A 23,634-nucleotide genomic window follows, 5' to 3' on the forward strand; every position below is an offset into this window, starting at 1 on the left:
AGACGTTGACGCACGAAAAGGACTCCCGCCCATGGAATTGACACAGGAATACACCGACCTCATCGCCACCGTGCGCGACTTCGCGCAATCGGTCGTCGCCCCGGTCTCGGCGAAACACGATGCCGAGCGCAGCTTCCCGTACGACGTGATCGCCCAGATGGGCAAGATGGGGTTGTTCGGCCTGCCCTTCCCCGAGGAGGAGGGCGGCATGGGTGGCGACTACTTCGCGCTCGCACTGGCGCTGGAGGAACTCGGCAAGATCGACCAGTCGGTGGCCATCACCCTCGAGGCGGGGGTCAGTCTGGGCGCCATGCCGATCCACAAGTACGGCACCCCCGAGCAGAAGGAGCGGTGGCTCCCGGATCTGACCGCAGGCCGGGCGCTGGCCGGCTTCGGGCTCACCGAACCCGGCGCCGGATCGGATGCCGGTGCCACCGCCACCACCGCGCGGGACGACGGGGACTCGTGGATCATCAACGGCGCCAAGCAATTCATCACCAACTCCGGCACCGACATCACCTCGCTGGTCACCGTCACCGCCGTGACCGGTGTGAAAGGCGGCGGCCGCAAGGAGATCTCGACGATCGTCGTGCCTTCGGGCACACCCGGTTTCGTCGCCGAGCCGGCCTACAACAAGGTCGGGTGGAATGCCTCCGACACCCATCCGCTGACCTTCACCGACGTCCGGGTCCCCAAGGAGAACCTCCTCGGCGAGCGCGGCCGCGGTTACGCGAACTTCCTGTCGATCCTCGACGAGGGGCGGATCGCGATCGCCGCACTGGCCACCGGCGTCGCACAGGGATGCGTCGACGAGAGTGTGAAGTACGCCAAGGAACGTCAGTCCTTCGGCAAACCGATCGGTGAGTACCAGTCGGTGTCCTTCGCGATTGCCCGGATGGAGGCGCGCGCCCACGTCGCCCGCACCGCCTACTACGACGCGGCGGCAAAGATGTTGGCGGGCAAACCCTTCAAGAAGGAAGCCTCCATCGCCAAGATGATCGCCAGCGAAGCCGCGATGGACAATGCGCGCATCGCCACCCAGATCCACGGTGGATACGGCTTCATGAACGAGTATCCGGTGGCCCGCCATTACCGCGACTCGAAGATCCTCGAGATCGGTGAGGGCACCACCGAGGTCCAGCTCATGCTGATCGCCCGCGAGCTGGGGTTCTCATGAGTGAGACCACCGACGCGTCGTCGTCGCCGGTCCGGGTGGTGCAGCGCGGACTGTGGTTCGAGGAGTTCGCCGAGGGCACGATCTACGAGCACCGACCGGGTCGCACCGTGACCGAGGCCGACAACGTCCTGTTCACCACGCTGACGATGAACACCCAGGCGTTGCATCTCGATGCGGCGTGGTCGGCGACGCAACCGGGATTCGGTGGGCAGCGACTGATCAATTCGATGTTCACCCTCTCCACGATCGTCGGCTTGTCCGTCGCGCAGCTCACCCAGGGCACCCTGGTGGCCAATCTCGGTTTCTCCGAAGTCGCTTTTCCCGCACCGCTGTTCGCCGGCGACACCCTCTACGCCGAGACCGAGTGCACGGGCAAACGCGAGTCCAGGTCGCGGCCCGGTGAGGGGGTGGTGCACCTCACCCACATCGGCCGCAACCAGGACGGGGTGATCGTCGCGAGGGCGGCACGCGCGACACTGGTACGCAGGCGCCCGACGGAGTCGTCCGCGACCTGAGTCCGAGAAGGGCGTCGAGAAGCCAGCGTAGCGACGACGAAGGAGTCGATGGAGATCATGACCTTGCCAGTGGCGGAATCGTTCGGAAATGCCTGGGCGCCCGCAGGACCTGCGATGCTGTTCTGTCCTGCGGATCGACCCGAGCGCTACCAGAAGGCCGCCGACCGTGCTGATGTGGTCATTCTCGATCTCGAGGACGCCGTCGCCCCGGAGAACCGGGTCGCCGCACGGGAGGCGCTGATCGCCCACCCGCTCGACCCCGATCGGACCGTGGTGCGGATCAATCCGGCCGGTACCGGTGACTACCGGCGTGACCTCGCCGCGCTCGCGGACACCAACTACCGGGTCGTCATGCAGGCCAAGGCGGAGACGGCGGAGTCGATCACCGAGACCGCGTTGCAGACCATCGCACTGGTCGAGACCCCGACCGGGGTGGTGCGCGTCAACGACATCGCGGCCAGCGTCAACTGCATCGGACTGATGTGGGGCGCCGAGGATCTCGTCGCCGGGCTCGGCGGCAAGTCCAGCCGATTCGGCCCGGACGAGCCGCGCTCGGGTACCTATCGCGATGTGGCGCGTTACGCGCGTTCGGCGGTGCGACTCGCGGCGGCGGCCAACGGCAAGTTCGCCGTCGACTCCGTACACATCGACTTCCGCGATATCGACGGGCTTCGTGACGAGGTGACCGACGCCGTTGCACTCGGATACGCCGCCACCGCCTGCATCCATCCTTCCCAGGTCGACATCATCCGCGCCGGCTACTCGCCGAGCGACGAGGAAGTGCAGTGGGCGCGACGGGTGATCGACGGAGCCGCCGAATTCGGTGGCGGCGTGTTCAGCATCGACGGACAGATGATCGACGGCCCGGTGTTCCGCCAGGCCGAGGCCGTCCTCTCGCGTGCGGCCGCCTCGGAGATGTCGAGCACCGAGAGTTCCCCCGCACCGACCACGTAAGTTCCCGCCACATCGGAGGAAAGTGATCACCATGACCGAATCGGCTTCCACGAGAGACGACTCCGAGCGCAGCTTCGCCCGGGGCGACGCTGCGCCGCCGCTGCTGACCGAGACGATCGGGGCGACGCTGGCGCGCATCACCGAACTCCACGGTGACCGGATGGCCCTCATCGACGCCCCGACCGGCGCCCAGTGGGCCTACGCCGAGTTCCGCCGCGACGTCCTCGCGCTCGCCGCCGGACTGTGCAGACTCGGCGTCGCCGCAGGAGATCGGGTCGGCCTGTGGTCGCCCAACCGGGCCGAATGGGTGCTGACCCAGTATGCGACGGCCGAGATCGGTGCGATCCTGGTCAACCTCAATCCCGCATATCGCCAGCACGAGATCGAGTACGCGCTCACGCAATCGGGCACCAGTGTGGTGGTGGCAGCCGAACGGTACAAGGACTCCGACTACGCGGGCATGCTCGCCGCCGCTCGTCCGGCCGCGCCCGACCTGCGCGAGGTCGTGCTGTTAGAGAGTTCGCAGTGGGCCGAGCTCACCGCGCCACCCACCGCAGACGAACTCGCCGCGGTTGCCGATCGGGCCGCCGGGCTCACCGCCGATGACCCGATCAACATCCAGTACACCTCGGGGACAACGGGATTCCCGAAAGGTGCGACGCTCTCGCACCGCAACATCGGCAACAACGGGTACCTGGTGGGCGAGCTCCTCGACTACAGTGCCGACGACCGGATCTGCATTCCGGTGCCGTTCTATCACTGCTTCGGCATGGTGATGGGCAATCTGGCTGCCACCAGTCATGGTGCGACCATGGTGATCCCGTCGCCGACCTTCGACCCCGAAGCCGCCCTGCGCGCAGTCGCGCAGTACCGGTGCACGAGCCTCTACGGCGTGCCGACGATGTTCATCGCCGAACTCGCCCTGCTCGATTCGGGTGCCGAATTCGATCTGTCGACGCTGCGTACCGGCATCATGGCGGGCTCGCCGTGTCCGGAACACGTCATGCGCCAGGTGGTCGACCGTATGCACATGGGGCAGGTGTCGATCTGCTACGGCATGACCGAGACCTCACCGGTGTCGACACAGACCCGAATGGACGATCCGCTGGAACTGCGGGTCGGCACCGTCGGTCGGGTCGGTCCGCATCTGGAGATCAAGGTGATCGACCCGGTCACCGGAGAGACGTTGCGACGCGGCGAGACCGGTGAATTCTGCACTCGCGGTTACAGCGTGATGAGTGGCTACTGGAATCAGCCGGACAAGTCGGCCGAGGTACTCATCCCCGAACCGACCGATCCGGAGGGCTCACCGTGGATGCGGACCGGTGATCTCGCGGTGATGGATCCCAACGGATACGTCCGGATCACCGGGCGCATCAAGGACATGGTGATCCGCGGTGGGGAGAACATCTACCCCCGCGAGATCGAGGAATTCCTCTACACCCACCCCGACATCCTCGATGCGCAGGTGATCGGTGTCCCCGACGAGAAGTACGGAGAGGAGCTCATGGCGTGGATTCAGCTGCGTGACGGCGCATCCGAACTCTCCGCCGACGACGTCCGCGAGTTCGCGACCGGCAAGATCGCCCGCCACAAGATCCCGCGTTTCGTCCACGTGGTCAAGGAGTTCCCGATGACGGTGACCGGCAAGGTCCGCAAGGTCCAGATGCGCGAGGAGTCCATCGAGATCCTCGGAACGCTGCGATGACCGATGGCGTCGGGTCGGTGATCACCACCGACAAGCGTTCGCAGATGGCTCGATTCGTCGACGCGGTCTCACGGCAACACGGCATCGACGTGTCCGGCTATCCGGCGTTGTGGGCGTGGTCGACGAGCGAGCCGGCCGCGTTCTGGCGGTCGTTGTGGGAGTTCGTCGAGCTCTCCGAGATCGCCGCGCCGCTCGCGGCCGGTGATGCCGCGGTGCTGGCCTCGGCCGACATGCCCGGCGCGCGTTGGTTTCCCGAGATTCGGCTGAACTACGTCGATCAGGTGTTGCGGCACGCCCGCGCGGTCGAGACCGGAGCAGCCGCCGATCGCGCCGCCGTCGTCGGTATCGGCGAGAGTGGTGACCGGACGGCGATCGCATGGTCGGAGCTACCGCAGATGGTCGGGGCGCTGGCGGCGACCCTGACCGATCTCGGGGTCGGCGCCGGCGATGTGGTGGCCGCGTACCTGCCCGACGTCCCCGAGGCGGTCATCGCGTTCCTCGCGACCGCGTCGCTCGGTGCGATCTGGTCGGGGTGCGGACAGGATTACGCCCCCGAGGGGGCGTCGGCCCGGCTCGGGCAGTTGCATCCCAAGGTGTTGTTCTCCGCCGACGGATATCGCTACAACGGCAAGGACATCGACAAGACCGCCGACAGTGCCGAGCTCGCCGCAGCGCTGCCCGAGCTCACCGGGCACATCGTGGTCGGCGGAACCGACCACCGCCCGGAATCGGGTCCGCGGGTTCTGTCCTACGCGAGCGCCATCAGCGGTGCGGCCACCGTGAAGCCGGTGCCGGTGGCGTTCGATCATCCGCTGTGGGTGTTGTTCAGTTCCGGTACCACCGGTCGGCCCAAGGGCATCGTGCACGGCCACGGCGGGGTCGTCGTCGAACATCTCAAAGCTGCTGCGCTTCATGCCGATCTCGATGAGTCCGATGTGTTCTTCTGGCAGACGGCGTTGAGCTGGATGATGTGGAACTTCCAGGTTGCCGGTCTGCTGTGCGGCTCGACGATCGTCTGCTACAGCGGTTCTCCGCTGTACCCCGACGCAGATCGGTTGTGGCAGATCGTCGCCGCGGAGAAGGTGACCTACTTCGGTACCAGCCCCGGACAGCTGCAGGCCTCCCGCAAGGCCGGGCTCGTGCCCGGGCGCGATCATGATCTGTCGGCACTGCGGACCATCGGCAGCACGGGGTCGTCGCTGGCCGGCGACCTGTTCGAGTGGATCGACGACAATGTGGCACAAGGACTCCCGGTGTCCTCGATCAGTGGTGGCACCGATGTGGTGACCGCCTTCGCCGGCGGCTCCGTCGGCGAACCGGTGGTTCCGGGGGAATTGTCTGTCCGCTATCTCGGTGTCGCGCTGCAGAGTTGGGCACCCGACTGCACGCCGGTGATCGACGAGGTGGGCGAGATGGTGATCACCACCCCGATGCCGTCGATGCCGGTCGGATTCTGGAACGACCCCGACGGATCTCGTTATCGTGCCGCCTATTTCGAGCACGAATGGAGTTCGGTCGGGCCGACGACGCCGGTCTGGCGACACGGCGACTGGGTGACCGTCACCGACCGGGGATCGCTGATCATCCACGGCCGCAGCGACGCCACGTTGAACCGACACGGCATCCGGATGGGGTCGGCCGACATCTACGAGGTGGTCGAGAGCATCGACGAGATCGCCGAGGCGTTCGTCCTGGGCGTCGACGGCCCCGACGGCGCGTACTGGATGCCGCTGTTCGTCACCCTCGTCCCCGGAGCCGAACTCGACGACGACCTGCGCACCCGGGTGGTCAGCGAGATCCGGTCCCGGCTCTCGCCACGCCACGTGCCCGACGAGCTCATCGTCGCCCCGGCCATTCCGCACACCCGCACCGGCAAGAAACTCGAGGTGCCGGTCACCTCGGTCCTCGCCGGCCGGTCGGTCGACATCGATCCACGATCGGTCGACGACTACTCGCTGATCGCCTGGTACGAAGAGCAAGGAGCGAAACACGCCTGGTAACGGGGGTTGGTCGGTGGTTCCGGACCGTCGATTCTGTTTTGGTCGGTAGTCGAGCTTTCGGCAGCGTCGGTTCCTTTGGATCGGTGGTCGAGCTTTCGGTAGCGCTGGTTCCTTTGGATTGGTGGTCGAGCTTTCGGTAGCGCTGGTTCCTTTGGATCGGTGGTCGAGGTGCGAGGAGCGCTAGCGACGAGCCTCGAGACCCCCTGCGCCACAGCTGGTTCCGACCCACAGCCCGCATCGCGCAACCCCGACTGAACCCCGCCGACCCCGTCATTCATCCAACCGACAACCGGCCGTCCGGCACCTCGGCGTCATCCACAACCGGGCGTGGGACCCTGTGGCGTGTCCGCGCGATGTATTAGCGTGGTCGGGAGAGTGCGCTCGGGGTGCGACAACTGTGCGCGCCGGGGGAGAAGCGACATAAACCGTATTCGGTAGGAGAATCTCATGAGCTACCAGCCAGGAAGCGGCTACGGGCAGCAGCCCGAGTCCGGACAGACCCAGGGCCAGGGTGCGGGCTATTCGCAGCCCGGCCAGGCATCCTCGCCGCAGGGCTACCCGCAGCAGTCGACCTACGGTCAGGGCTACGGACAGGCCTCCGCCCAGCAGGGTTACGGTCAGCCGAGCTACGGCCAGCAGGGCTACGGTGACCAGTCCGCTTATGGTCAACAGGGGTATGGACAGCAGTCCGGGTACGGCCAACAGGGCTACGGATCGGGCTACGGGCAACAGGGCTACGGCCAGCAGGACTACGGGCAACAGGGTTACGGCCAGCAGGGGTATGGCCAGCCCGCCGCACCCAAGCAGCCGTTCGCAGGCGTTCCGCCGATCGTCGCACCCGTCCTCGCGGCTACCATCGGTGTGCTCGGCGTCGTGCTGCTGTTCTGCGGGTTCGCGGCCGGATACACCATCGAGGGAAACGTGGTCAACGACACGCAGAAGCTCTTCGCTTCTGATCTCAGTGCCGCATACGTCTTGGTCGTGGCAACCGGGTTCCTCGCGTTCACCGGGCTGATCAAGTCCTACCGGGTGGCTCCGCTCGTCGCGGCCGGTGCGACCGCGGGCGTGCTGCTCACCATCATCATGTACGCCGGTGCCGATCTTGACGAGTCCAGCAACTACTCGCTCGGCCACGGTGCCGGCGCAATCATCCTGCTGGTGCTCTCGATCCTGATCTTCCTGCTCGCCGTCGGCTGGTTGCTCCTCGATCTCGGTGTCGTCAAGACCGCTGCCGCTCCCGAGATCGGTGCCGCGGCGCAGGCCACCGACCCCGCGGCCGCCTCGGCGCAGGCTGCCACTGCCTACGGCTACGGCGCCTCCACTCCGGGGGTCACCTCGCAGGCGCAGGGCGTCGCCTCTGTGCCGGGAGCGACCGCGGTGATCCCGGGTGCGACCCAGGCCACGACCGCCTACCCGACCGCGGGCACCGCATCGTCGGGTGCCCCGGCCACCACCGCGCAGCCGTCGGGCGCCCAACCGTCGGGCGCCCAACCGTCGGGCGCCCAGCCGACCGCTGCGCCGAGCTATGACCCGTCGTCGTATGCCGGATACGGGCAGGGCGCGCACGCCGCTCCGTCGGCCGGCGCGGCTCCCGGGGCGACCGCGGCGATTCCGCAGGCCGGATCCGAGGCCGTCTCCGGATCGGAGAGCACCTCGATCTTCCAGAAGCCGGAGCCCCCGCAGGCCAACAGCTGACTTCAGCAGTCTCGTGCAGACGTAGCAGAACGTTCGCCCTGAGCGTGACCTTCTGCTACGTCTGCACGCAGAGCGTGCGTTTGATCGCTTTCTGACTCCACTGCGGCGCGTCTGCGACACCTCACACGCCCCACGTGCCACGCTCGAACCAATGCCCACGCTGAGAACAGTTGCCTCCGCCGACAACCTCGCGACCCGACTTCGCGACGCTCGGCAGGCCCGTCGCGCCCATCATGACCGACCCGAACGTGGCCCGCGCGAGCTGATCCTGATCGCTTTCGCCGTACCGGTCATCACGATCCTCGTCACGCTGGTGATCGTGTTCGCGGTGCTGGCGATGGCCGGCAGCGGACTGTCGGGAATCGGAACGGCCGTCGCCACCTGTTGGCTCGCCATCAATCAGGTCCCAGTCAGCATCGCCGGGGTGAGTATCGGCATACTCCCGCTGCTGCCGACCCTGCTCGTCGCGGGCGGAACCGCAGCGGTGGTGGCGTCGAGTTGCCGGTCCCGGCACACCCTCTCCGAGTACGTCGCCGTCGGCGCGTCGGCCGTCGCCGGTGCGCTGCTCATGACGGCCATCGCACTCGCCGTCGTCATGGACGGCTCATCGGTGCTGCCCATCCAGAGCCCCAACGCCCTCGAGGCGTTCGGCCTCACCCTCGTCGTGCAAGGTCTCGCCGCCACCGCCGGGGTCGTTCTCGGCCGGAGTGAGCTGGTCACCAGCCGTCTGAGCGCCGCCGACCGCCGCGGCATCCGCTACGGATTCGTGGCCGTGCTCGCGCTGTTCGCCGCGGGTGGCCTGTTGATCCTGCTGCGGTTGATCCTGCGATTCGACGCGCTGCGCGACCTCGTCTCCGGCGGCTACGACTTCGACGGCTACCTGGGGCTCACGCTGCTCTCGGTGCTGTATCTGCCCAATCTGATCATCGGAGCGGCCGCCGTCCTCGTCGGGTCCGAGGCGCACGTCGGCGCAGCGTCCGTCGACCTCTTCGCCGCCCGCGGCGGATCGGTGCCCGCTCTGCCGGCACTGGCCGTCCTGCCCGACCACACGGTGTGGTGGGCGGTGTGGGGTCTGCTCGTTCCGCTCGCGATCGCCGGCGTCGTGGCCTGGCGTTGCCGCACCGCCGACCCACTGCGGTACGCGCGCTCGATCGGCATGGCTGCCGCGGTCGCCGCGACAACCATGGTGGTGTTCGGCTGGCTGGCCGGCGGCACCCTCGGGGAGATCGGCGCCGCGGGTATCACGCTGGTCACCGCCGGTGTGTACACGCTGGGGTGGATCGGGCTGTCGGGACTCGTGATCGGCCTCCTCCTCAACTTCCTGCCATCGCTGCGGTCCCGGACATCGGCAGCATCCGGCACCGACGCCGACGACTGGATCGACGCCGTCGACGCAGACGATGACGACGCGGCAGACGACTACATCGATGATTATCTGGCCGAGGACGATCTGGCCGACGGCATCGATGACGGCTATGCCGACGAGGGCACAGACTCCGCCGGCGAGGACGCTGACGAGGCCTACGTCGATGACGGTTACGCCGAGGACGACTACGTGGACGGCGACCTCGACGGTGATAGCGCCGAATACGACGGCGACGATGCAGCCGGCGCCGATGATGCAGCGGGCACCGACCCCGCAGACAACGGCGGCGACGACATCGACGCGGCGCCCACAGCACGCCCGCGCCGGCCCGGGGCGGCCCGGATCGACCCCGACGACGTCGATGATCCCGAGGACGCCTGGACGTTCGACCGCTCCGATGCCGTGACCCGTACCAAACGCTGACCGTCGCTTCCGGCGTGGGTTTGTGACGTGACCGAACGCGGTGGCAGTTGCCGCCCCGACGCCGTCGGTCGGTGACCGGCCCACTAGGCTCGCACGTGTGACTGGCGCTCTCTCCGACACCCCGACCGCCGATCGTGTGGCGATCGTCGTGATGGCGTCGGGGACCGGATCGCTGCTCGAGGCCTTGCTCTCCCGCGCCGCAGAACCGGGCGCGCCGTTCGTCGTCGCGGCCATCGCGGTCGACCGGGAGTGTCGCGCCGGCGAGATCGCGGCGCGTGAGGGCATTCCGCTCGTCATGTGCAGGATGGCCGGGTATGCCGATCGAGGCGAGTGGGATGCGGCGCTGACCGCGCAGGTCGCCGAATTCTCCCCGGAGTGGATCGTGACCGCCGGATTCATGAAAATCCTTGGTCCCCAATTCCTTCGACGCTTCGGGGGGCGGATCGTGAACTCGCATCCCGCGCTGCTGCCGGCATTTCCCGGTGCGCACGGCGTCGCCGACGCCCTCGACTACGGAGTCAAGGTCACCGGCACGACGGTGCACCTGGTCGACGAGGGTGTCGACACCGGTCCCGTGCTCGCCCAGGTCCCGGTTGTCGTCGAGGACGGCGACACCACGGATTCCCTGCACGCACGTATCAAATCGGTGGAGCGCGTGCTGCTCGCCGACGTGGTGACGGATCTCGTCACCCGAGGAGTTGTCATCGACGGACGAAAGGCCCACATTCCGTGAACGCACCCAGCACCGACGCCTCCCGCCGCCCCATTCGCCGGGCTCTGGTGAGCGTCTACGACAAGAGCGGGCTGGCGGAGCTGGCGACCGCGCTTCACGGCGCCGGCGTGGAGATCGTGTCCACCGGGTCGACCGCGAAGACCATCGCCGCACAAGGTGTCCCGGTGATCGAGGTGTCGGAGGTGACCGGTTTTCCCGAGTGCCTCGACGGCCGGGTCAAGACGCTGCACCCCAAGGTGCACGCCGGTATCCTCGCCGACACCCGTAAACCCTCGCACGTCGATCAGTTGACCGAATTGGGCGTTGCGGCTTTCGATCTCGTCGTGGTGAACCTCTACCCGTTCACCGATACCGTCGCCTCCGGTGCGGGCCCGGACGAGTGCATCGAGCAGATCGACATCGGCGGTCCGTCGATGGTGCGTGGCGCGGCCAAGAACCATCCCAGTGTGGCCGTCGTCGTCGACCCCTACGATTACGACGCCGCGCGCGCTGCCGTGGCCGACGGCGGGTTCTCGTTGCGGCAGCGACAAGAACTGGCAGCCAAGGCTTTCCGGCACACCGCCGACTACGACGTGGCGGTGGCCTCGTGGATGTCGAACGTGGTGGCCCCGCCCGCGTCGACCGCTCAGGGTGAACACGAGCCCACCGGAACCGGATTTCCCGAGTGGGCCGGCGCCACATGGGCGCGTTCGGCGGTGCTGCGGTACGGCGAGAATCCCCATCAGGCCGCGGCTCTGTACCTGTCGACCGCCGACCACGAGGGTCTGGCGTCGGCAGAACAGCTGCACGGCAAGGAGATGAGCTACAACAACTACACCGACTCGGATGCGGCGTGGCGCAGTGCGCACGACTTCGACGCTCCGGCCGTGGCGATCATCAAGCACGCCAACCCCTGTGGCATCGCGGTCGGCGCCGACATCGGCGAAGCGCACCGTAAGGCCCACGCCTGCGACCCGGTCAGCGCCTACGGCGGGGTGATCGCTGCCAACCGCGAGATCACCGTCGAGATGGCCGAACAGGTCGCCGAGATCTTCACCGAGGTGCTCATCGCCCCGGGATTCGCCGACGGCGCGTTGTCGGTGTTGCAGCGCAAGAAGAACATTCGCATCCTGCGCGCCGTCCCGCCCAAGCGCGGCGGAATCGAGACGCGGCCCATCTCCGGTGGCCTGCTGATGCAGGACCGCGACATCCTCGACGCCGCCGGTGACAACCCGGCCGCATGGACGCTGGCGGCCGGCGCCCCGGCCGACGAGGACACCCTGCGCGATCTCGAATTCGCCTGGCGTGCGTGCCGTTCGGTGAAGTCCAACGCGATCCTGCTGGCCAAGGACGGCGCCTCGGTGGGCGTGGGCATGGGTCAGGTCAACCGGGTGGATTCGGCGCACCTCGCCGTCACTCGCGCGGGCGAGCGGGCAGCCGGCAGCGCAGCCGCCTCCGATGCGTTCTTCCCGTTCCCCGACGGCCTGCAGGTCCTCATCGCCGGTGGCGTGAGTGCCGTGGTGCAGCCGGGGGGATCGATCCGCGACAACGAGGTCATCGAGGCCGCCAACGAGGCCGGCATCACCTTGTACCTGACCGGTGCACGGCATTTCGCGCACTGACATGACGCCCGGTCGGCGCCAGATCGCGTCGACCGTGCGCTCTATCCCGTCGACCGTGCGCTCTATCGCGTCGATCGGGCGCTTCATCTCGTCGACCGTGCGCAGCGACCGATGAGCATCCTCGACTATCTCCTGCTCGTCGTCGCCGGATTCGGGGCGGGCCTCATCGGCTACGTCACCGGCCTGGCTTCCGTGGTCAGCTATCCGGCACTCCTGGCGGTGGGCCTGCCGCCGATCGCGGCGAACGTCACCAACACCGTCGCACTGGTGTCCGTCGGGATCGGCAGCCTCGGTCAGTCCGGTCGCATCCTGCTCGACGGTGACCGCCGACGCCTCGTCGGCGGGGGTGTGGCCGCGCTGATCGGCGGCTCCATCGGCGCGGTCGTCCTGCTGCTCGCGCCCGCCGACAGCTTCAAGGTCACGGTGCCCTACCTCGTGGCCATCGCATCGATCGCGCTGCTCCTGCAACCCCGGCTGCGCGACCTGGCATCCCACCACGTCGACCGGCCCTGGATCTGGTACGTCGGTCTGGCGGTCGTCTCCATCTACGGCGGCTACTTCGGTGCCGGCGCCGGAATCATGCTGCTGGCACTGGCACTCATCTTCACCAGCGAATCACTCTGGCGGGCAACGCTGTTGAAATCTCTGTTTCTTGGGATCGCCAACCTCGTGGCGGCACTGCTGTTCGCCGTTTCGGGGCCCGTGCACTGGACCGCGGCGCTGGCCATGGCGATCGGTTGCCTCGCCGGTGGCTGGTGCGGGCCGCCGACCGTCAAACGTCTACCGGCGGCGCCGTTGCGGATCGCCGTCGGGATCGCCGGGCTCGGCCTCGCGGTGTGGCTGGGCGTCAACGGATAGTCTCGCCGGCACGCGGGTGGCACACCGCCTCGACGTGGGTACGCCTCACACACCTGCCGTACTCGCACGAACCGTACTGGGCCGAACCGTACTGCGACGCACCGCCGCGCGGACATCGGCGTCGGAATCGTGGGCGGCACTTTCGAGAATCGTCCGCACGTCGGGGTCGTCGGCCCAGAGCGACAGGGTCAGGGCCGCGGCTCTGCGGACGTCGTGATGCACGTCGTCGAGCGCGCCGGACAATGCCGCAACGGTCGACTCGGTACGTGCTGCGGCCAACCCGCGCGCGGCGCCGACACGGACCTGCCAGGCGCTGTCGCGCAACGCCTTAACCAGCTGCGGCCCGTCGATGTCGGCGTCGCCGAGGTGAGCCATCGCGGCCAGCGCGGCGGCGCGCACCAGCGGATCCCGGTCGCCCGCCAGGATGCGGATGGCTTCGACGCCAACCCCGCTGCCGCCGACCCCGATGGTCGCGAGCCCCTCGGCGACCGCGATACGGACCTCTCGGTTGTCGTCGACGACCAGTTCGGCAATGGGGGCGGCCGCGTCCAAGGACACGAGGGCGCCGATGGCCTCGATCCGGACGCGATGGTCGGCGTCGGACAGAGCGCGGGTGAACAGGTCACGATCACCGGAACGCAACGCGCGCAACAGGTCGACGACGGTGGCGCGCACCACGGGGTCCGACGAGCCGACGTGTTCTCGCAGCGCGCCGAGCAATTGCGGGGTGGGCTCGAGGATCTCGACGAGCTCGCGCAGCCCGTGCGCGGCCGCGGCGCGGACGTCGGGCGAACCGTCGGCGAGCGCCGCGACGAGGGCGGTGTCGAACGCCTCGGGTGTGGTCTCGCCGAGCACCGAGATCGCGGTGCGGCGCACGGTCGCGTCGTCATCGTCGAGGTAGGTGTCGAGGTCGGCGGCGTGCGCGGGGGACAGTGCCAGGAGTTCGACGATGCGCGGTGAGGCCGCGGCCGGCGGTGGCGATACCGGTGGACGCACCGGGCTCTCGACTCCCCGATATCCCGGTCCGCTGACGATCGGGGGCTCCTCGATGGCGATCACCGACCGGTCCGTCGGCGGAATGTGGTCGAGACCCTCGACGCCGACGAGGTAGGGCTCGACGGGGCGGCCCACGAACTCCATTGTGCCGTCGGCCGATTTGCGGAGATTGAGGTGATAACCCCACGTGTCGTCGCGTCGGTCGGGCAGGTCGGCGCGTTGGTGGTAGAGGCCCCAACGACTTTCGGTGCGCGTGAGGGAACTGCGGGCCGCGAACTCGGCGCAGTCACGGATGAACGTCACCTCGGCACACCGCATCAGCTCGTGCGGCGTGCGTGCACCCATCTGCTCGATGTCGGCGCGCATACGCTCGAAGGTCTCGATGGCGATGGCCAGTTTGTTCGACGTCTTCGGCGGCGCCACATAGTCGTTGACGAAGCGTCGGAGCTTGTACTCGACCTGGGGTTGCGGTGGCCCGTCGGGGTTGCGCAACGGGCGGTAGATCAGTTCGTGGGCTGCGGCGAGCTGGTCGGACGGCAGGTCGGTAGGCATCGGCAGCTCCCGTGCGGTCTCGGCGGCATGCGTGCCGGTGAGTTCGCCGTAGACGAAGGCGCCGATCATGTAGTTGTGCGGCACGCACGCCAGGTCTCCGGCCGCGTACAAGCCGTCGACGGTGGTGCGACCGTTCTCGTCGACCCACACCCCCGACGCCGAATGCCCACTGCACAAACCGATCTCGGAGATGTGCATCTCGATGTCGTGGGTGCGGTAGTCGTGTCCGCGATTGCGGTGAAAGGTACCGCGGGTGGGGCGTTCGGTGGTGTGCAGGATCGATTCGAGGGCGCCGAGGGTCTCCTCCGGCAGGTGGCTGACCTTGAGGTAGATGGGGCCGCGCGCCGAGTCGATCTCGTTGCTCACCTCCGCCATCATCTCGCCCGACCAGTAGTCGGAGTCGACGAAGCGCTCGCCGGCAGCGTTGACCTGGTAGCCGCCGAACGGATTGGCCACGTACGCGCACGCCGGTCCGTTGTAGTCCTTGATCAGTGGATTGATCTGAAAGCACTCGATGCCGCTGAGCTCGGCTCCGGCATGGTAGGCCATCGAGTAGCCGTCACCGGCGTTGGTTGGATTCTCGTACGTGCCATACAGATAGCCGGAGGCGGGAAGGCCGAGCCGGCCGCACGGTCCGGTCGCGAGGATTACGGTCTTGGCCGCGATCTCCACGAATTCGCCGGTGCGCGTGTGCAATGCGGCGGCGCCGACGGCCCGTCCGTCGTCGGTGAGCACGCGCACCGGCATCAACCGGTTCTCGATCGTGATCCGTTCGCGCATCTCGCGTTTGCGCAGTACCCGGTAGAGGGCCTTCTTGACGTCCTTACCCTCCGGCATCGGCAACACATACGACCCGGAGCGGTGCACCCGCCGCACCGCGTACTCGCCGTACCGGTCCTTCTCGAATTTCACGCCGTAGCGCTCGAGGCGTCCGATCATCGCGAAACCCCTTGTGGCCGTCTGATAGACGGTCTTCTGATTGACGATGCCGTCATTGGCGCGGGTGATCTCGGCGACGTAGTCCTCCGGTGTGGCCTTGCCGGGGATGACGGCGTTGTTGACGCCGTCCATCCCCATCGCGAGGGCGCCGGAATGACGGACATGTGCCTTGTCGAGCAGCAGCACCGACGCGCCGTGCTCCGCGGCGGTCAACGCCGCCATGGTTCCGGCGGTGCCGCCGCCGATCACCAACACGTCACAGTCGCGCCGGGTGCTGTCGGCGAGGTCGGGAATGTCCATGGGCTCCATCGGTTCTCCGGGTGTCGAGGATGATGCGGGCGAGTGCACGCGGCGCTCAGCGCAGCAGATACGGCATGTTGACGGTGACCGCTCCGGTGGGACACCGCACGGCACACGGCCCGCAGTACCAGCATTCGTCGACGCGCATGTACGCCTTGCCCGAGTCGGGATTGATCGCGAGCGAGTCGAGGGGGCAGACCTCCACACACAGGGTGCAGCCCTCGATGCACAGGGATTCGTCGATGGTGACCGGCACGTCGGCGCGGAAGGTGACCTGACTCATGGGAGTTGGGCTCATGGGAGTTGCTCGTTTCGGTAGGCGGTGCTGCGCAGAACGACCCGGTCACTGCGCAGGCGGATGTACTCGAGATCGACGGGCCGGTCGTCGGCGGCGAGGTGGGTGAGTCGTTCGAGGAGAAGAAGTGAACTCCCCGAGGCGATTTCGAGATGTGCGGCCGAGTGGGGGTCGGCGTCGACGGCCTCGACGGTCATGTCGGCGCGGCCGAGCCGGCCCCCGGCGACCTCCTCGAGCACCGTGAAGACATCCTGGGATTCGAGGTCGTGGTCGAGCACGGCGATCCCGAGATCCGGTACGAGGTAGGTGATGTCGAGACTGATCGGCTCGTCGTCGAGGTATCGCAGACGCTCGATGTAGACGGCCTGGGCATCGTCGAGACGCAGTCGGCGCGCGACGAGCCGCGGCGGATCGACGAGTGTGGCGATCTTGACGACGTTGCGGACCGCGCCGTGTCGGCGGAAGGTCTCCTGCAGGCCCAGCAGGGCGTCGAGGCCGTGATCGAGTTTGCGCGCCACGACGTGCGTTCCGACCCGAGGCGACCGCCGGATCAGTCCTTCGTCGGTGAGCGCGGCGAGTGCCTCGCGGATGGTGTTGCGGGAGACGTTGAACTCGTCGATCAGTGCGCGCTCGTCGAGCGCCTCACCGATGGCGCCGTCATGGATGGCTCGCCGAAGGACGTCGGCGACGACGCGGGCGTTGTCGGCGCGGACGCGACCGGGCGGCGCCGGGCGTCGGGACGGCAGGGGTTCGGACTGCATGAGTACAGACGATAACCGCTGTTCAGAGGGCCCCGAGAGGCCTGGGACGTGCGATGGTCTGGGTGTTCGGAATGCGCCACCGCGGTGGTCATTGCCGGCGGGTTCACCTGCGTTGTCGGCGTTTCGGACCGCCATTGCGCCACCGGGGAGGGCAGCGTGGGGTCGCACTCACCGCGCGCCGAATCTTCGTAGCAGGCGAGGTTCGCCATTCGTGCACGGAGGTAATGCGATACTTCAGAATCGGCATCTCGGCCGGGATTAGACCACGGCGCCGGTTGTCGGACAATTCGCTCGGCACTTCTCCTCAGCGTGAGGGAATCTCTCGCCCGGCCCCCGGGCGGCGATTACACAATGCTGATGACCTTGTTCGTGGACATCACCCCGCAGGAGCAGGGCGGGGAACCCGAGATCGGGCGACGCGCCGGCCGATCCCGCTGGAAAGCGGTGGGGCTGCACGTGGGTCTGCCGCTGTTGTCGTTGGTCGTGTTCCTGGTGCTGTGGCAGATCGTCGCGGTCAGTGGTGTGTGGAGCGAGGTGTTCGTGCCCCGGCTCGGTACCGTGTGGCACGCCTTCGTCGAGATGTCGACGACGCACGACGGGGTCATCGGCTACGCCGGTTATTACTGGTGGGAGCACCTCTACATGACCCTGCGGCGGGTCGTTGTCGGTGTGATCATCGGCGTGGGAGTTGGCGTCGTACTCGGGCTGGTGATGGGCTCGGTGCCGGTGATCCGGCGAGTTCTGGAGCCGTGGCTGACCTTCTTGCGCGCGCTACCTCCGCTGGCGTACTTCTTCCTCCTCGTCATCTGGCTGGGAATCGACGAGGCACCCAAGATCACGTTGCTGGCCCTGGCGGCACTGCCGCCGGCGGCCGTTGCCACGACCGCGGCGGTCGGCGCGGCGCCGGTGGCGCTCGTCGAGGCGGCTCGTGCGCTCGGGGCCTCGCGCCGTGAGGTGTTGCGCGACGTCATCATCCCGGCAGCCCTCCCCGAAACCTTCACCGGCATAAGGCTCTCGGTCGGCATCGCCTACTCGTCGGTGGTGGCCGCCGAACTGTTCAACGGCATCCCGGGCATCGGTGGAGTCGTCAAGGACGCAAGCAATTACAACAACACTCCCGTGGTGCTCGTCGGTATCGCCCTGATCGGATTTTCCGGTCTGGTCATCGACGGTGTCCTGCGGGTCATCGAGCACCGCGCGGTGCCCTGGCGTGGAAAGGCCTGACTACACATGACATCTGATCGTCGACGACCGCTGCGCGCGGCGTCCGTACTCCTCGCGACATTCGTCGCCGCGCTGCTGGCGGTGGCCGGTTGCTCGGTCGACCGTTCCGGTCAGGACTCCGACAAGCCCACCATTCGTATTGCCTACCAGTCGTTCCCGAGTGGCGACCTGATCGTCAAGAACAACCACTGGCTCGAGGACGCCCTGCCGAACTACAATATCAAGTGGACCAAGTTCGACTCCGGCGCCGACATCAACACCGCGTTCATCGCCAAGCAGATCGACTTCGGCGCCATCGGGTCCAGTCCGGTCGCACGAGGACTCTCGGCACCACTGAACATCCCGTATCAGGTGGCGTTCGTCCTCGACGTCGCCGGTGACAACGAGGCCCTCGTGGCCCGCAACGGCACCGGCATCAACACCGTCGCCGACCTGCGCGGAAAGCGGGTGGCCACGGCGTTCGCCTCGACGGCGCACTACAGTCTGCTCGCGGCACTCGCGCAGGCCGGGGTGAACCCCGCCGACGTCGACATCATCGACCTGCAGCCGCAGGCGTCGTTGGCCGCGTGGCAGCGCGGTGACGTCGACGCCGTCTACACCTGGCTTCCCACGCTCGACGAGCTCCGCAAGACCGGCAAGACACTCATCGCCAGCCGGCAACTGGCCACCGCCGGAAAGCCGACCCTCGACCTCGGTGTCGTGGCAACCCAATTCGCCAAGGACAACCCCTCGGTTGTCGACACCTGGCGCAAGGTGCAGGCCCGCGCTCTCGCGCTGATCCACGACGATCCGCAGGCGGCAGCCAACGCCGTTGCGGCGCAACTGGGTACCACGCCCACCGACGCCGCCAACCAACTCAAGCAAGGAACCTTCCTGACCGCTGCCGAGCTGACCTCACCGACCTGGCTGGGCGTCGACGGACAACCGGGCAATCTCGCCGAGAACCTGCACAGCGCAGCGGAATTCCTCGCCGCGCAACAGCAGATCCCGAGCGCTCCGCCGTTGTCGACCTTCCAGCAGGCCATCTACACGAAGGGGCTACCCGGTGTTTTCTCCGCGCAATGACGCCGTCGTCGAACACAGCCCTGCGGTGTCGACTCCGAATTCGGAGTCGTCGGCGGCAATCACGCTGAGCAAGGTGGTGCAGACCTATGGCAGCAAGGCCGACCGGGTCACGGCGGTGGGGCCGGTTGATCTGCGCGTCGATCCGGGTGAGTTCCTCGTTCTGGTCGGCGCCTCGGGGTGCGGCAAGTCGACCCTGCTGAGGTTGATCGCCGGATTCGAGACCCCGACCTCCGGCCGGGTCACGGTGGCCGGAAAGTCCCCGACTCCCGGGGTCGGCGCCGGGGTGGTGTTCCAGCAACCGCGGCTGTTCCCATGGCGCACGGTCGGTGGCAACGTGGACCTCGCGCTGCGATATGCCGGAGTACCGAAGGCGCAGCGCAGAACCCGACGCGACGAACTGCTGCGTCGGGTCGGCCTGGGGGACACCGCAGATCGGCGGATCTGGGAGATCTCCGGAGGGCAACAGCAGCGGGTCGCGATCGCCCGCGCGCTGGCCGGGGAGTCGTCGTTGCTGTTGCTCGACGAGCCGTTTGCCGCCCTCGACGCTCTCACCCGCGAGACGCTGCAGGAGGACCTGCGGTCGGTGAGTGCCGACCTCGGCCGGACCAACGTCTTCGTCACTCACAGCGCCGACGAGGCGGCCTTCCTCGGTTCGCGCATCGTGGTCCTGACAGCGCGGCCGGGTCGGGTCGCCCTCGACATCACCTCGCCGATCCCGCGACACGGTGTCAGCCCCGAGGAGATCCGCGATTCCCCGGAGTACACGGTGTTACGCGCGCAGGTCGCCGCGGCGGTCAAGGAGGCCGCGGTGGCCGGGGCCGCGCCGGCGTGACCGACCGGGCGGCCGGTGCCGGGGTGATCGAGCGATGCGCGCTGGTACTCGAGGCTGTACTCGCCGAGGTTGTACTCACCGTGCGGCAAACCCTGGGGGAGCGGGTCGTCGGCGACTACACAGGTCACATGACCGGAACCGCCACCGCCCGCCTCGTCGGCCACTCGATGAGCTTCTCGGACGGTTCGCACCATGGTTCCCCGCCGGTGGTACTCGGACCCCGCATCTCACACCACGATCCGAGTAGGAACACCACCGATGACCATCTCCACTTCCGGCCCCGCCACGCCTGAGCACGCTCTGACCACTCCCGTACTGTCCACGCCCGTCCCGACCGGTACCGTCGCCTCCGGCGTCGAATTCGACATCGACGAGTTCGGTCCTCATTTCGGGGCCGAGATCCGCGGTGTCGACGTCGCGTCGGCCACCGACGACGAGGTCCGCGCCATCCGCGCCGCCCTCATCGATTACAAGGTGATCGTGCTGCGCGGTCAGGACCTCGACGACGCCGCACACATCGAATTCGGCCGGCGCCTCGGCGACCTCACCACCGGGCATCCCGTCTGGAACAGCGGCGACGTGCCCGCCGAGGTCTACTCGCTCGACAGCACCGACAACGGTTTCGCCGACGTCTGGCACACCGACGTCACCTTCATGCCGCGCCCGCCCATGGGATCGATCCTGCGCCCGGTGGTGTTGCCGCGGAACGGCGGTGACACCAACTGGGCCGACGCCGAGCTGGCCTACCGGTCGTTGTCGGAGCCGATCCGCGAACTCGTCGACAAGCTGTCGGCGGTCCACGACGGCAGCCGTGAGTTCGGTTACTACCTCAAGCAGCGGCGCGGTGGACGCGGAAATGTCTGGGACGGAAAGGAAGTCACCGACCTTCCGCCCGTGACCCACCCGGTGGTGCGCGTGCACCCCGAGACCGGGCGCAAGTCGCTGTTCGTCAACCCCGGCTTCACCTCACATATCGAGGGTGTCTCCGATGCCGAGAGCCGCGGCATCCTCGACCTGCTCTACGCGCACCTGACCAAGCCCGAACACATCGTCCGCCACCGGTGGCGCCTGGGTGATCTGGTCCTCTGGGACAACCGGAACACCCTGCACTACGCCAACCGTGACTATGGCGACAATCGCCGTGTGATGCACCGCATCACGCTGCGCGGTGACGAGCCGATCGGGCCGCGAGCGAGCTAGGGCATGTCTCCCAATTCCCTTTGCGCGTCTTTGCGGCTCGATGGCCCCCTGGCGGCGTTGTCGTCGGTCACGATAGCTCCGCTATCGCTCCCCTTCGAGGCTCGTGCCTCGCACCTCAGGACGGCGCCTCCTCCGCCTTGCCAGGAAACCATCGACCTCGCAAATCCATCGCAGAGGAATTGGGAGACACGCCCTAGCCGCTGGTCCTGATCGTTCCTTCGAACGCGAACGGCGTTGCGGCCGGGGCACATCCGTGGAATCTGCCGGTGGGCATCGGGCCGTTGACGCCGACCATCGACTGCCCTCCGTTGACGCCCTTGCGCACCGAGATCTGGATCGCGGCAGCATCTTTGACCGCGGCCGGGAGCCCGAAGGGGCGGATGTCGCTGATCGGATAGATCAGTGAGGCGGCGTTGCCGTCGACGCTGATGCAGGTCACCGGACCGCGGACCTGGATCGGGGTGGGATTCATACCGTCGAGCAGGGTCGCGGTGTAGGTGCCGGTGGTTGCGCCTGCGGTGCGCGATCCCTGGGCGTCGATCCGTAGGACCCTGATCGTCGGCGTCAGGTGCAGGTCGCCCTGGATCGACAACGACGCGGGTGCCGCCGGGGTATCGGCGAGTGCGGGTGCGCCGACCGCGAGGGTGACCGCCAACGCCATGACCGATGCCAGCGGCACACGTGTTCTTGCTGTGGTCTTCATGATGATGCCCTCTCACTCCTTGGTGCGTCTCACCTCTGCCGCGGCGCCTGCTTCACCTCGTACCCCCTGACCCCGACGGTGCGCCGGCGTTGCTGTGTGGACGCTGAAACCCGAGGTCGACGCCGTCGCGGCGCACGCAGCGGTGCGCAGACCCGGGCCGATATTCAACCGATGGGTTGACAGCGGTTGCGGAGGGGAGCATGCTCGTATTCAACCGAACGGTTGAAGAAAGGGGATTGGCTCCGGTGTCCGACGAGTTGTCCAAGATCTTTGCGGCGCTGGCCGATCCGACCCGGCGCGACATGGTGGCCCGGCTCGCGGTGGGCGACGCGACGGTCAGTCAACTCGCCGAACCCTACGACGTCAGCATCCAGGCGGTGTCCAAGCATCTGAAGGTGCTCGCCGACGCCGGGCTGGTGACCCGAACCCGTGAGGCACAGACGCGCCCGGTGCATTTGGAAGCAGAAGTGTTCGACCTCATGACCAAGTGGATCGAGCGGTATCGCCGACGTGCGGAGGAGCGCTATACGCGCCTCGACGCCGTGCTGGCGGAGATGAACGACGGTCCGGCGGCAACCGCCGGCGGCACCGAGAAAACCCGGAACAGCAACCCGAAGAGAATCAACACCGACACGAGAGGACAGGCATCATGACCACCAGCACCCGTTATCCCGAAGCCGCGATCGAGGCGGACCCGAAGGTCCCCGTCATCCGGATCACCCGCGACTTCCGAGGTACCCCTGCGCAATTGATGAAGGCGCACATCGATCCCGACCTCTTCGTGCGTTGGGTCGGCCCCGACGCGATCTCCAGCCGCATCATCGAGTGGGATGCTCGCGACGGTGGCAGTTGGCGGTACGTCTCCACCCACGACGGCCAGGAATTCGGCTTCCGCGGCTGCTTCCACACCGTCGCGGACGACAAGATCGTGCAGACCTTCACCTTCGAGGGGATGCCCGACCAGGTGTCGCTGGAGACCCTGTGGTTCGAGGACCTCGGCGACGGCCACACCCGGCTGCATGCCCAATCCCTGTGTGACAGCTTCGAAGCGCGCGATGGCTGGCTCGCCTCCGGCATGGAGGTCGGCGTGAACGAGGGCTATGCCGGCCTCGACCGCATGCTCGCCGCCGGTGAGCTGTGAGCAGGGGACTCGCCGAACTCTGCGCCTCGGACCGCCACCGCGACGTGGCTGCCGTGTTCGCCGAACACGCTGCGGCGGTGAAGGACTGGGACGCGCCGACGCCGGTGGACGGGTGGGTGGCCCGAGACGTGGTGGCGCACCTCGTCGACTGGTTCGCGGCGTTCCTGGCGGCAGGCGACGTCGAGTTGCCCGCGGGCCCACGGGTCGCCGACGATCCCGCAGCGGCATGGGATGCCCGGTGTGCGGCGGTACAGCAACTCCTCGACGGCCCCGACGCGGAGGCGACCTTCACCCACCCGATGGTCGGGGAATTGCGTCTGGCCGATGCCGTCGACCGGTTCTACACCACCGACATCTTTCTGCACACCTGGGATCTCGCCACCGCCGCGGGTCGGGATCCGCAGCTGGACACCGACTTCGCCGCCCAGGTCCATTCGGGCATGCAGGGCATCGAGGACATGCTCCGGTCGTCGGGACAGTACGGTCCGGCGGTGCCGGTACCCGCCGACGCCGATCCCGTCACCCGGCTCGCGGGCTTCATCGGGCGCGACCCGGCGTGGCGTCCAATCGGGTGAAACCGACACGGCATCCCCGGC

22 protein-coding genes are annotated in these 23,634 nt (G+C 67.6%); 18 read left to right on the plus strand and 4 right to left on the minus strand.

The window, feature by feature from the left end; genetic code table 11:
- The first annotated feature begins 31 nt into the window (after positions 1 to 31).
- The 10 genes from J6U32_RS08840 to J6U32_RS08885 all read left to right on the plus strand — a co-directional run bounded on the left by J6U32_RS08840 (position 32) and on the right by J6U32_RS08885 (position 13,030).
- Positions 32 to 1,177, plus strand: a complete 1,146-nt coding sequence (locus J6U32_RS08840; protein WP_208794772.1) for an acyl-CoA dehydrogenase family protein — start codon at positions 32 to 34, stop codon at positions 1,175 to 1,177.
- The gene (locus tag J6U32_RS08845) at positions 1,174 to 1,692 is read left to right on the plus strand and encodes a MaoC family dehydratase (RefSeq protein WP_208794774.1); all 519 of its coding nucleotides are present in this window, start codon (positions 1,174 to 1,176) and stop codon (positions 1,690 to 1,692) included. Before J6U32_RS08840 ends, J6U32_RS08845 begins: the two co-directional genes overlap by 4 nt.
- A gap of 57 nt (positions 1,693 to 1,749) precedes the next feature.
- The gene (locus tag J6U32_RS08850; protein WP_208794776.1) at positions 1,750 to 2,646 is read left to right on the plus strand and encodes an HpcH/HpaI aldolase/citrate lyase family protein; all 897 of its coding nucleotides are present in this window, start codon (positions 1,750 to 1,752) and stop codon (positions 2,644 to 2,646) included.
- 31 nt (positions 2,647 to 2,677) lie between these two features.
- The gene (locus tag J6U32_RS08855; protein WP_208794778.1) at positions 2,678 to 4,354 is read left to right on the plus strand and encodes an AMP-binding protein; all 1,677 of its coding nucleotides are present in this window, start codon (positions 2,678 to 2,680) and stop codon (positions 4,352 to 4,354) included.
- The gene (locus J6U32_RS08860; protein ID WP_208794780.1) at positions 4,351 to 6,354 is read left to right on the plus strand and encodes an acetoacetate--CoA ligase; all 2,004 of its coding nucleotides are present in this window, start codon (positions 4,351 to 4,353) and stop codon (positions 6,352 to 6,354) included. Before J6U32_RS08855 ends, J6U32_RS08860 begins: the two co-directional genes overlap by 4 nt.
- A 447-nt stretch (positions 6,355 to 6,801) precedes the next feature.
- A complete protein-coding gene (locus J6U32_RS08865; RefSeq protein WP_208794782.1) occupies positions 6,802 to 8,049 on the plus strand; it encodes a DUF5336 domain-containing protein in 1,248 nt (415 codons plus the stop codon).
- A 151-nt stretch (positions 8,050 to 8,200) separates the two neighbouring features.
- Positions 8,201 to 9,838 (plus strand): cell division protein PerM, encoded by a 1,638-nt coding sequence (locus tag J6U32_RS08870; protein ID WP_208794783.1) that lies wholly within the window; start codon positions 8,201 to 8,203, stop codon positions 9,836 to 9,838.
- 151 nt (positions 9,839 to 9,989) lie between these two features.
- Positions 9,990 to 10,571, plus strand: a complete 582-nt coding sequence (gene purN, locus J6U32_RS08875) for a phosphoribosylglycinamide formyltransferase (protein WP_244332907.1) — start codon at positions 9,990 to 9,992, stop codon at positions 10,569 to 10,571.
- Positions 10,568 to 12,172: a bifunctional phosphoribosylaminoimidazolecarboxamide formyltransferase/IMP cyclohydrolase gene (gene purH, locus J6U32_RS08880; protein ID WP_208794787.1), complete on the plus strand. Its 1,605-nt coding sequence runs from the start codon at positions 10,568 to 10,570 to the stop codon at positions 12,170 to 12,172. Before purN ends, purH begins: the two co-directional genes overlap by 4 nt.
- Before the next feature lie 111 nt (positions 12,173 to 12,283).
- On the plus strand, positions 12,284 to 13,030 hold the full coding sequence (locus tag J6U32_RS08885; RefSeq protein WP_208794789.1) for a sulfite exporter TauE/SafE family protein: 747 nt from the start codon (positions 12,284 to 12,286) through the stop codon (positions 13,028 to 13,030).
- A 45-nt stretch (positions 13,031 to 13,075) separates the two neighbouring features.
- On the opposite strand, the gene J6U32_RS08890 is transcribed toward J6U32_RS08885, so the two are convergent.
- Genes J6U32_RS08890 through J6U32_RS08900 form a run of 3 tightly spaced genes read right to left on the minus strand, consistent with a single transcriptional unit; the run spans position 13,076 to position 16,873 of the window.
- Complete coding sequence (locus tag J6U32_RS08890; RefSeq protein WP_208794791.1) at positions 13,076 to 15,817, minus strand: fumarate reductase/succinate dehydrogenase flavoprotein subunit; 2,742 nt, start codon at positions 15,815 to 15,817, stop codon at positions 13,076 to 13,078.
- A gap of 55 nt (positions 15,818 to 15,872) precedes the next feature.
- Positions 15,873 to 16,100 (minus strand): 4Fe-4S dicluster domain-containing protein, encoded by a 228-nt coding sequence (locus J6U32_RS08895; RefSeq protein ID WP_208796024.1) that lies wholly within the window; start codon positions 16,098 to 16,100, stop codon positions 15,873 to 15,875.
- 11 nt (positions 16,101 to 16,111) lie between these two features.
- Positions 16,112 to 16,873: a GntR family transcriptional regulator gene (locus tag J6U32_RS08900; protein ID WP_208794793.1), complete on the minus strand. Its 762-nt coding sequence runs from the start codon at positions 16,871 to 16,873 to the stop codon at positions 16,112 to 16,114.
- Between the two features lie 357 nt (positions 16,874 to 17,230).
- On the opposite strand from J6U32_RS08900, the gene J6U32_RS08905 reads away from it, so the two are divergent.
- The 5 genes from J6U32_RS08905 to J6U32_RS08925 are packed head-to-tail and all read left to right on the plus strand — an operon-like array spanning position 17,231 to position 21,194.
- Positions 17,231 to 18,097, plus strand: a complete 867-nt coding sequence (locus tag J6U32_RS08905; protein ID WP_208794795.1) for an ABC transporter permease — start codon at positions 17,231 to 17,233, stop codon at positions 18,095 to 18,097.
- A gap of 6 nt (positions 18,098 to 18,103) precedes the next feature.
- The gene (locus J6U32_RS08910; protein ID WP_208794797.1) at positions 18,104 to 19,162 is read left to right on the plus strand and encodes a taurine ABC transporter substrate-binding protein; all 1,059 of its coding nucleotides are present in this window, start codon (positions 18,104 to 18,106) and stop codon (positions 19,160 to 19,162) included.
- Positions 19,143 to 19,994, plus strand: coding sequence for an ABC transporter ATP-binding protein (locus J6U32_RS08915; protein WP_208794799.1), 852 nt, complete (start codon positions 19,143 to 19,145; stop codon positions 19,992 to 19,994). The genes J6U32_RS08910 and J6U32_RS08915 overlap by 20 nt, the downstream gene beginning before the upstream one ends.
- Complete coding sequence (locus tag J6U32_RS08920) at positions 19,991 to 20,287, plus strand: hypothetical protein (protein ID WP_208794801.1); 297 nt, start codon at positions 19,991 to 19,993, stop codon at positions 20,285 to 20,287. Before J6U32_RS08915 ends, J6U32_RS08920 begins: the two co-directional genes overlap by 4 nt.
- On the plus strand, positions 20,253 to 21,194 hold the full coding sequence (locus J6U32_RS08925) for a TauD/TfdA dioxygenase family protein (protein WP_208794803.1): 942 nt from the start codon (positions 20,253 to 20,255) through the stop codon (positions 21,192 to 21,194). The genes J6U32_RS08920 and J6U32_RS08925 overlap by 35 nt, the downstream gene beginning before the upstream one ends.
- A gap of 193 nt (positions 21,195 to 21,387) precedes the next feature.
- On the opposite strand, the gene J6U32_RS08930 is transcribed toward J6U32_RS08925, so the two are convergent.
- Positions 21,388 to 21,897 (minus strand): hypothetical protein, encoded by a 510-nt coding sequence (locus J6U32_RS08930; protein WP_208794805.1) that lies wholly within the window; start codon positions 21,895 to 21,897, stop codon positions 21,388 to 21,390.
- A gap of 245 nt (positions 21,898 to 22,142) precedes the next feature.
- Here J6U32_RS08930 and J6U32_RS08935 point away from each other — a divergent pair, with 245 nt between their 5' ends.
- From J6U32_RS08935 to J6U32_RS08945, 3 genes are read left to right on the plus strand one after another with little or no spacing between them, the layout of a single operon-like run.
- Entirely contained in the window at positions 22,143 to 22,550 is a 408-nt protein-coding gene (locus J6U32_RS08935) for an ArsR/SmtB family transcription factor (protein WP_208796025.1), read from the plus strand.
- On the plus strand, positions 22,544 to 23,038 hold the full coding sequence (locus tag J6U32_RS08940; protein ID WP_208796026.1) for an SRPBCC family protein: 495 nt from the start codon (positions 22,544 to 22,546) through the stop codon (positions 23,036 to 23,038). Before J6U32_RS08935 ends, J6U32_RS08940 begins: the two co-directional genes overlap by 7 nt.
- On the plus strand, positions 23,035 to 23,613 hold the full coding sequence (locus tag J6U32_RS08945) for a TIGR03086 family metal-binding protein (protein WP_208794807.1): 579 nt from the start codon (positions 23,035 to 23,037) through the stop codon (positions 23,611 to 23,613). Before J6U32_RS08940 ends, J6U32_RS08945 begins: the two co-directional genes overlap by 4 nt.
- Positions 23,614 to 23,634 lie beyond the last annotated feature (21 nt).

Source organism: Gordonia polyisoprenivorans (assembly GCF_017654315.1).
Taxonomy (GTDB): Bacteria; Actinomycetota; Actinomycetes; order Mycobacteriales; family Mycobacteriaceae; genus Gordonia; species Gordonia polyisoprenivorans_A.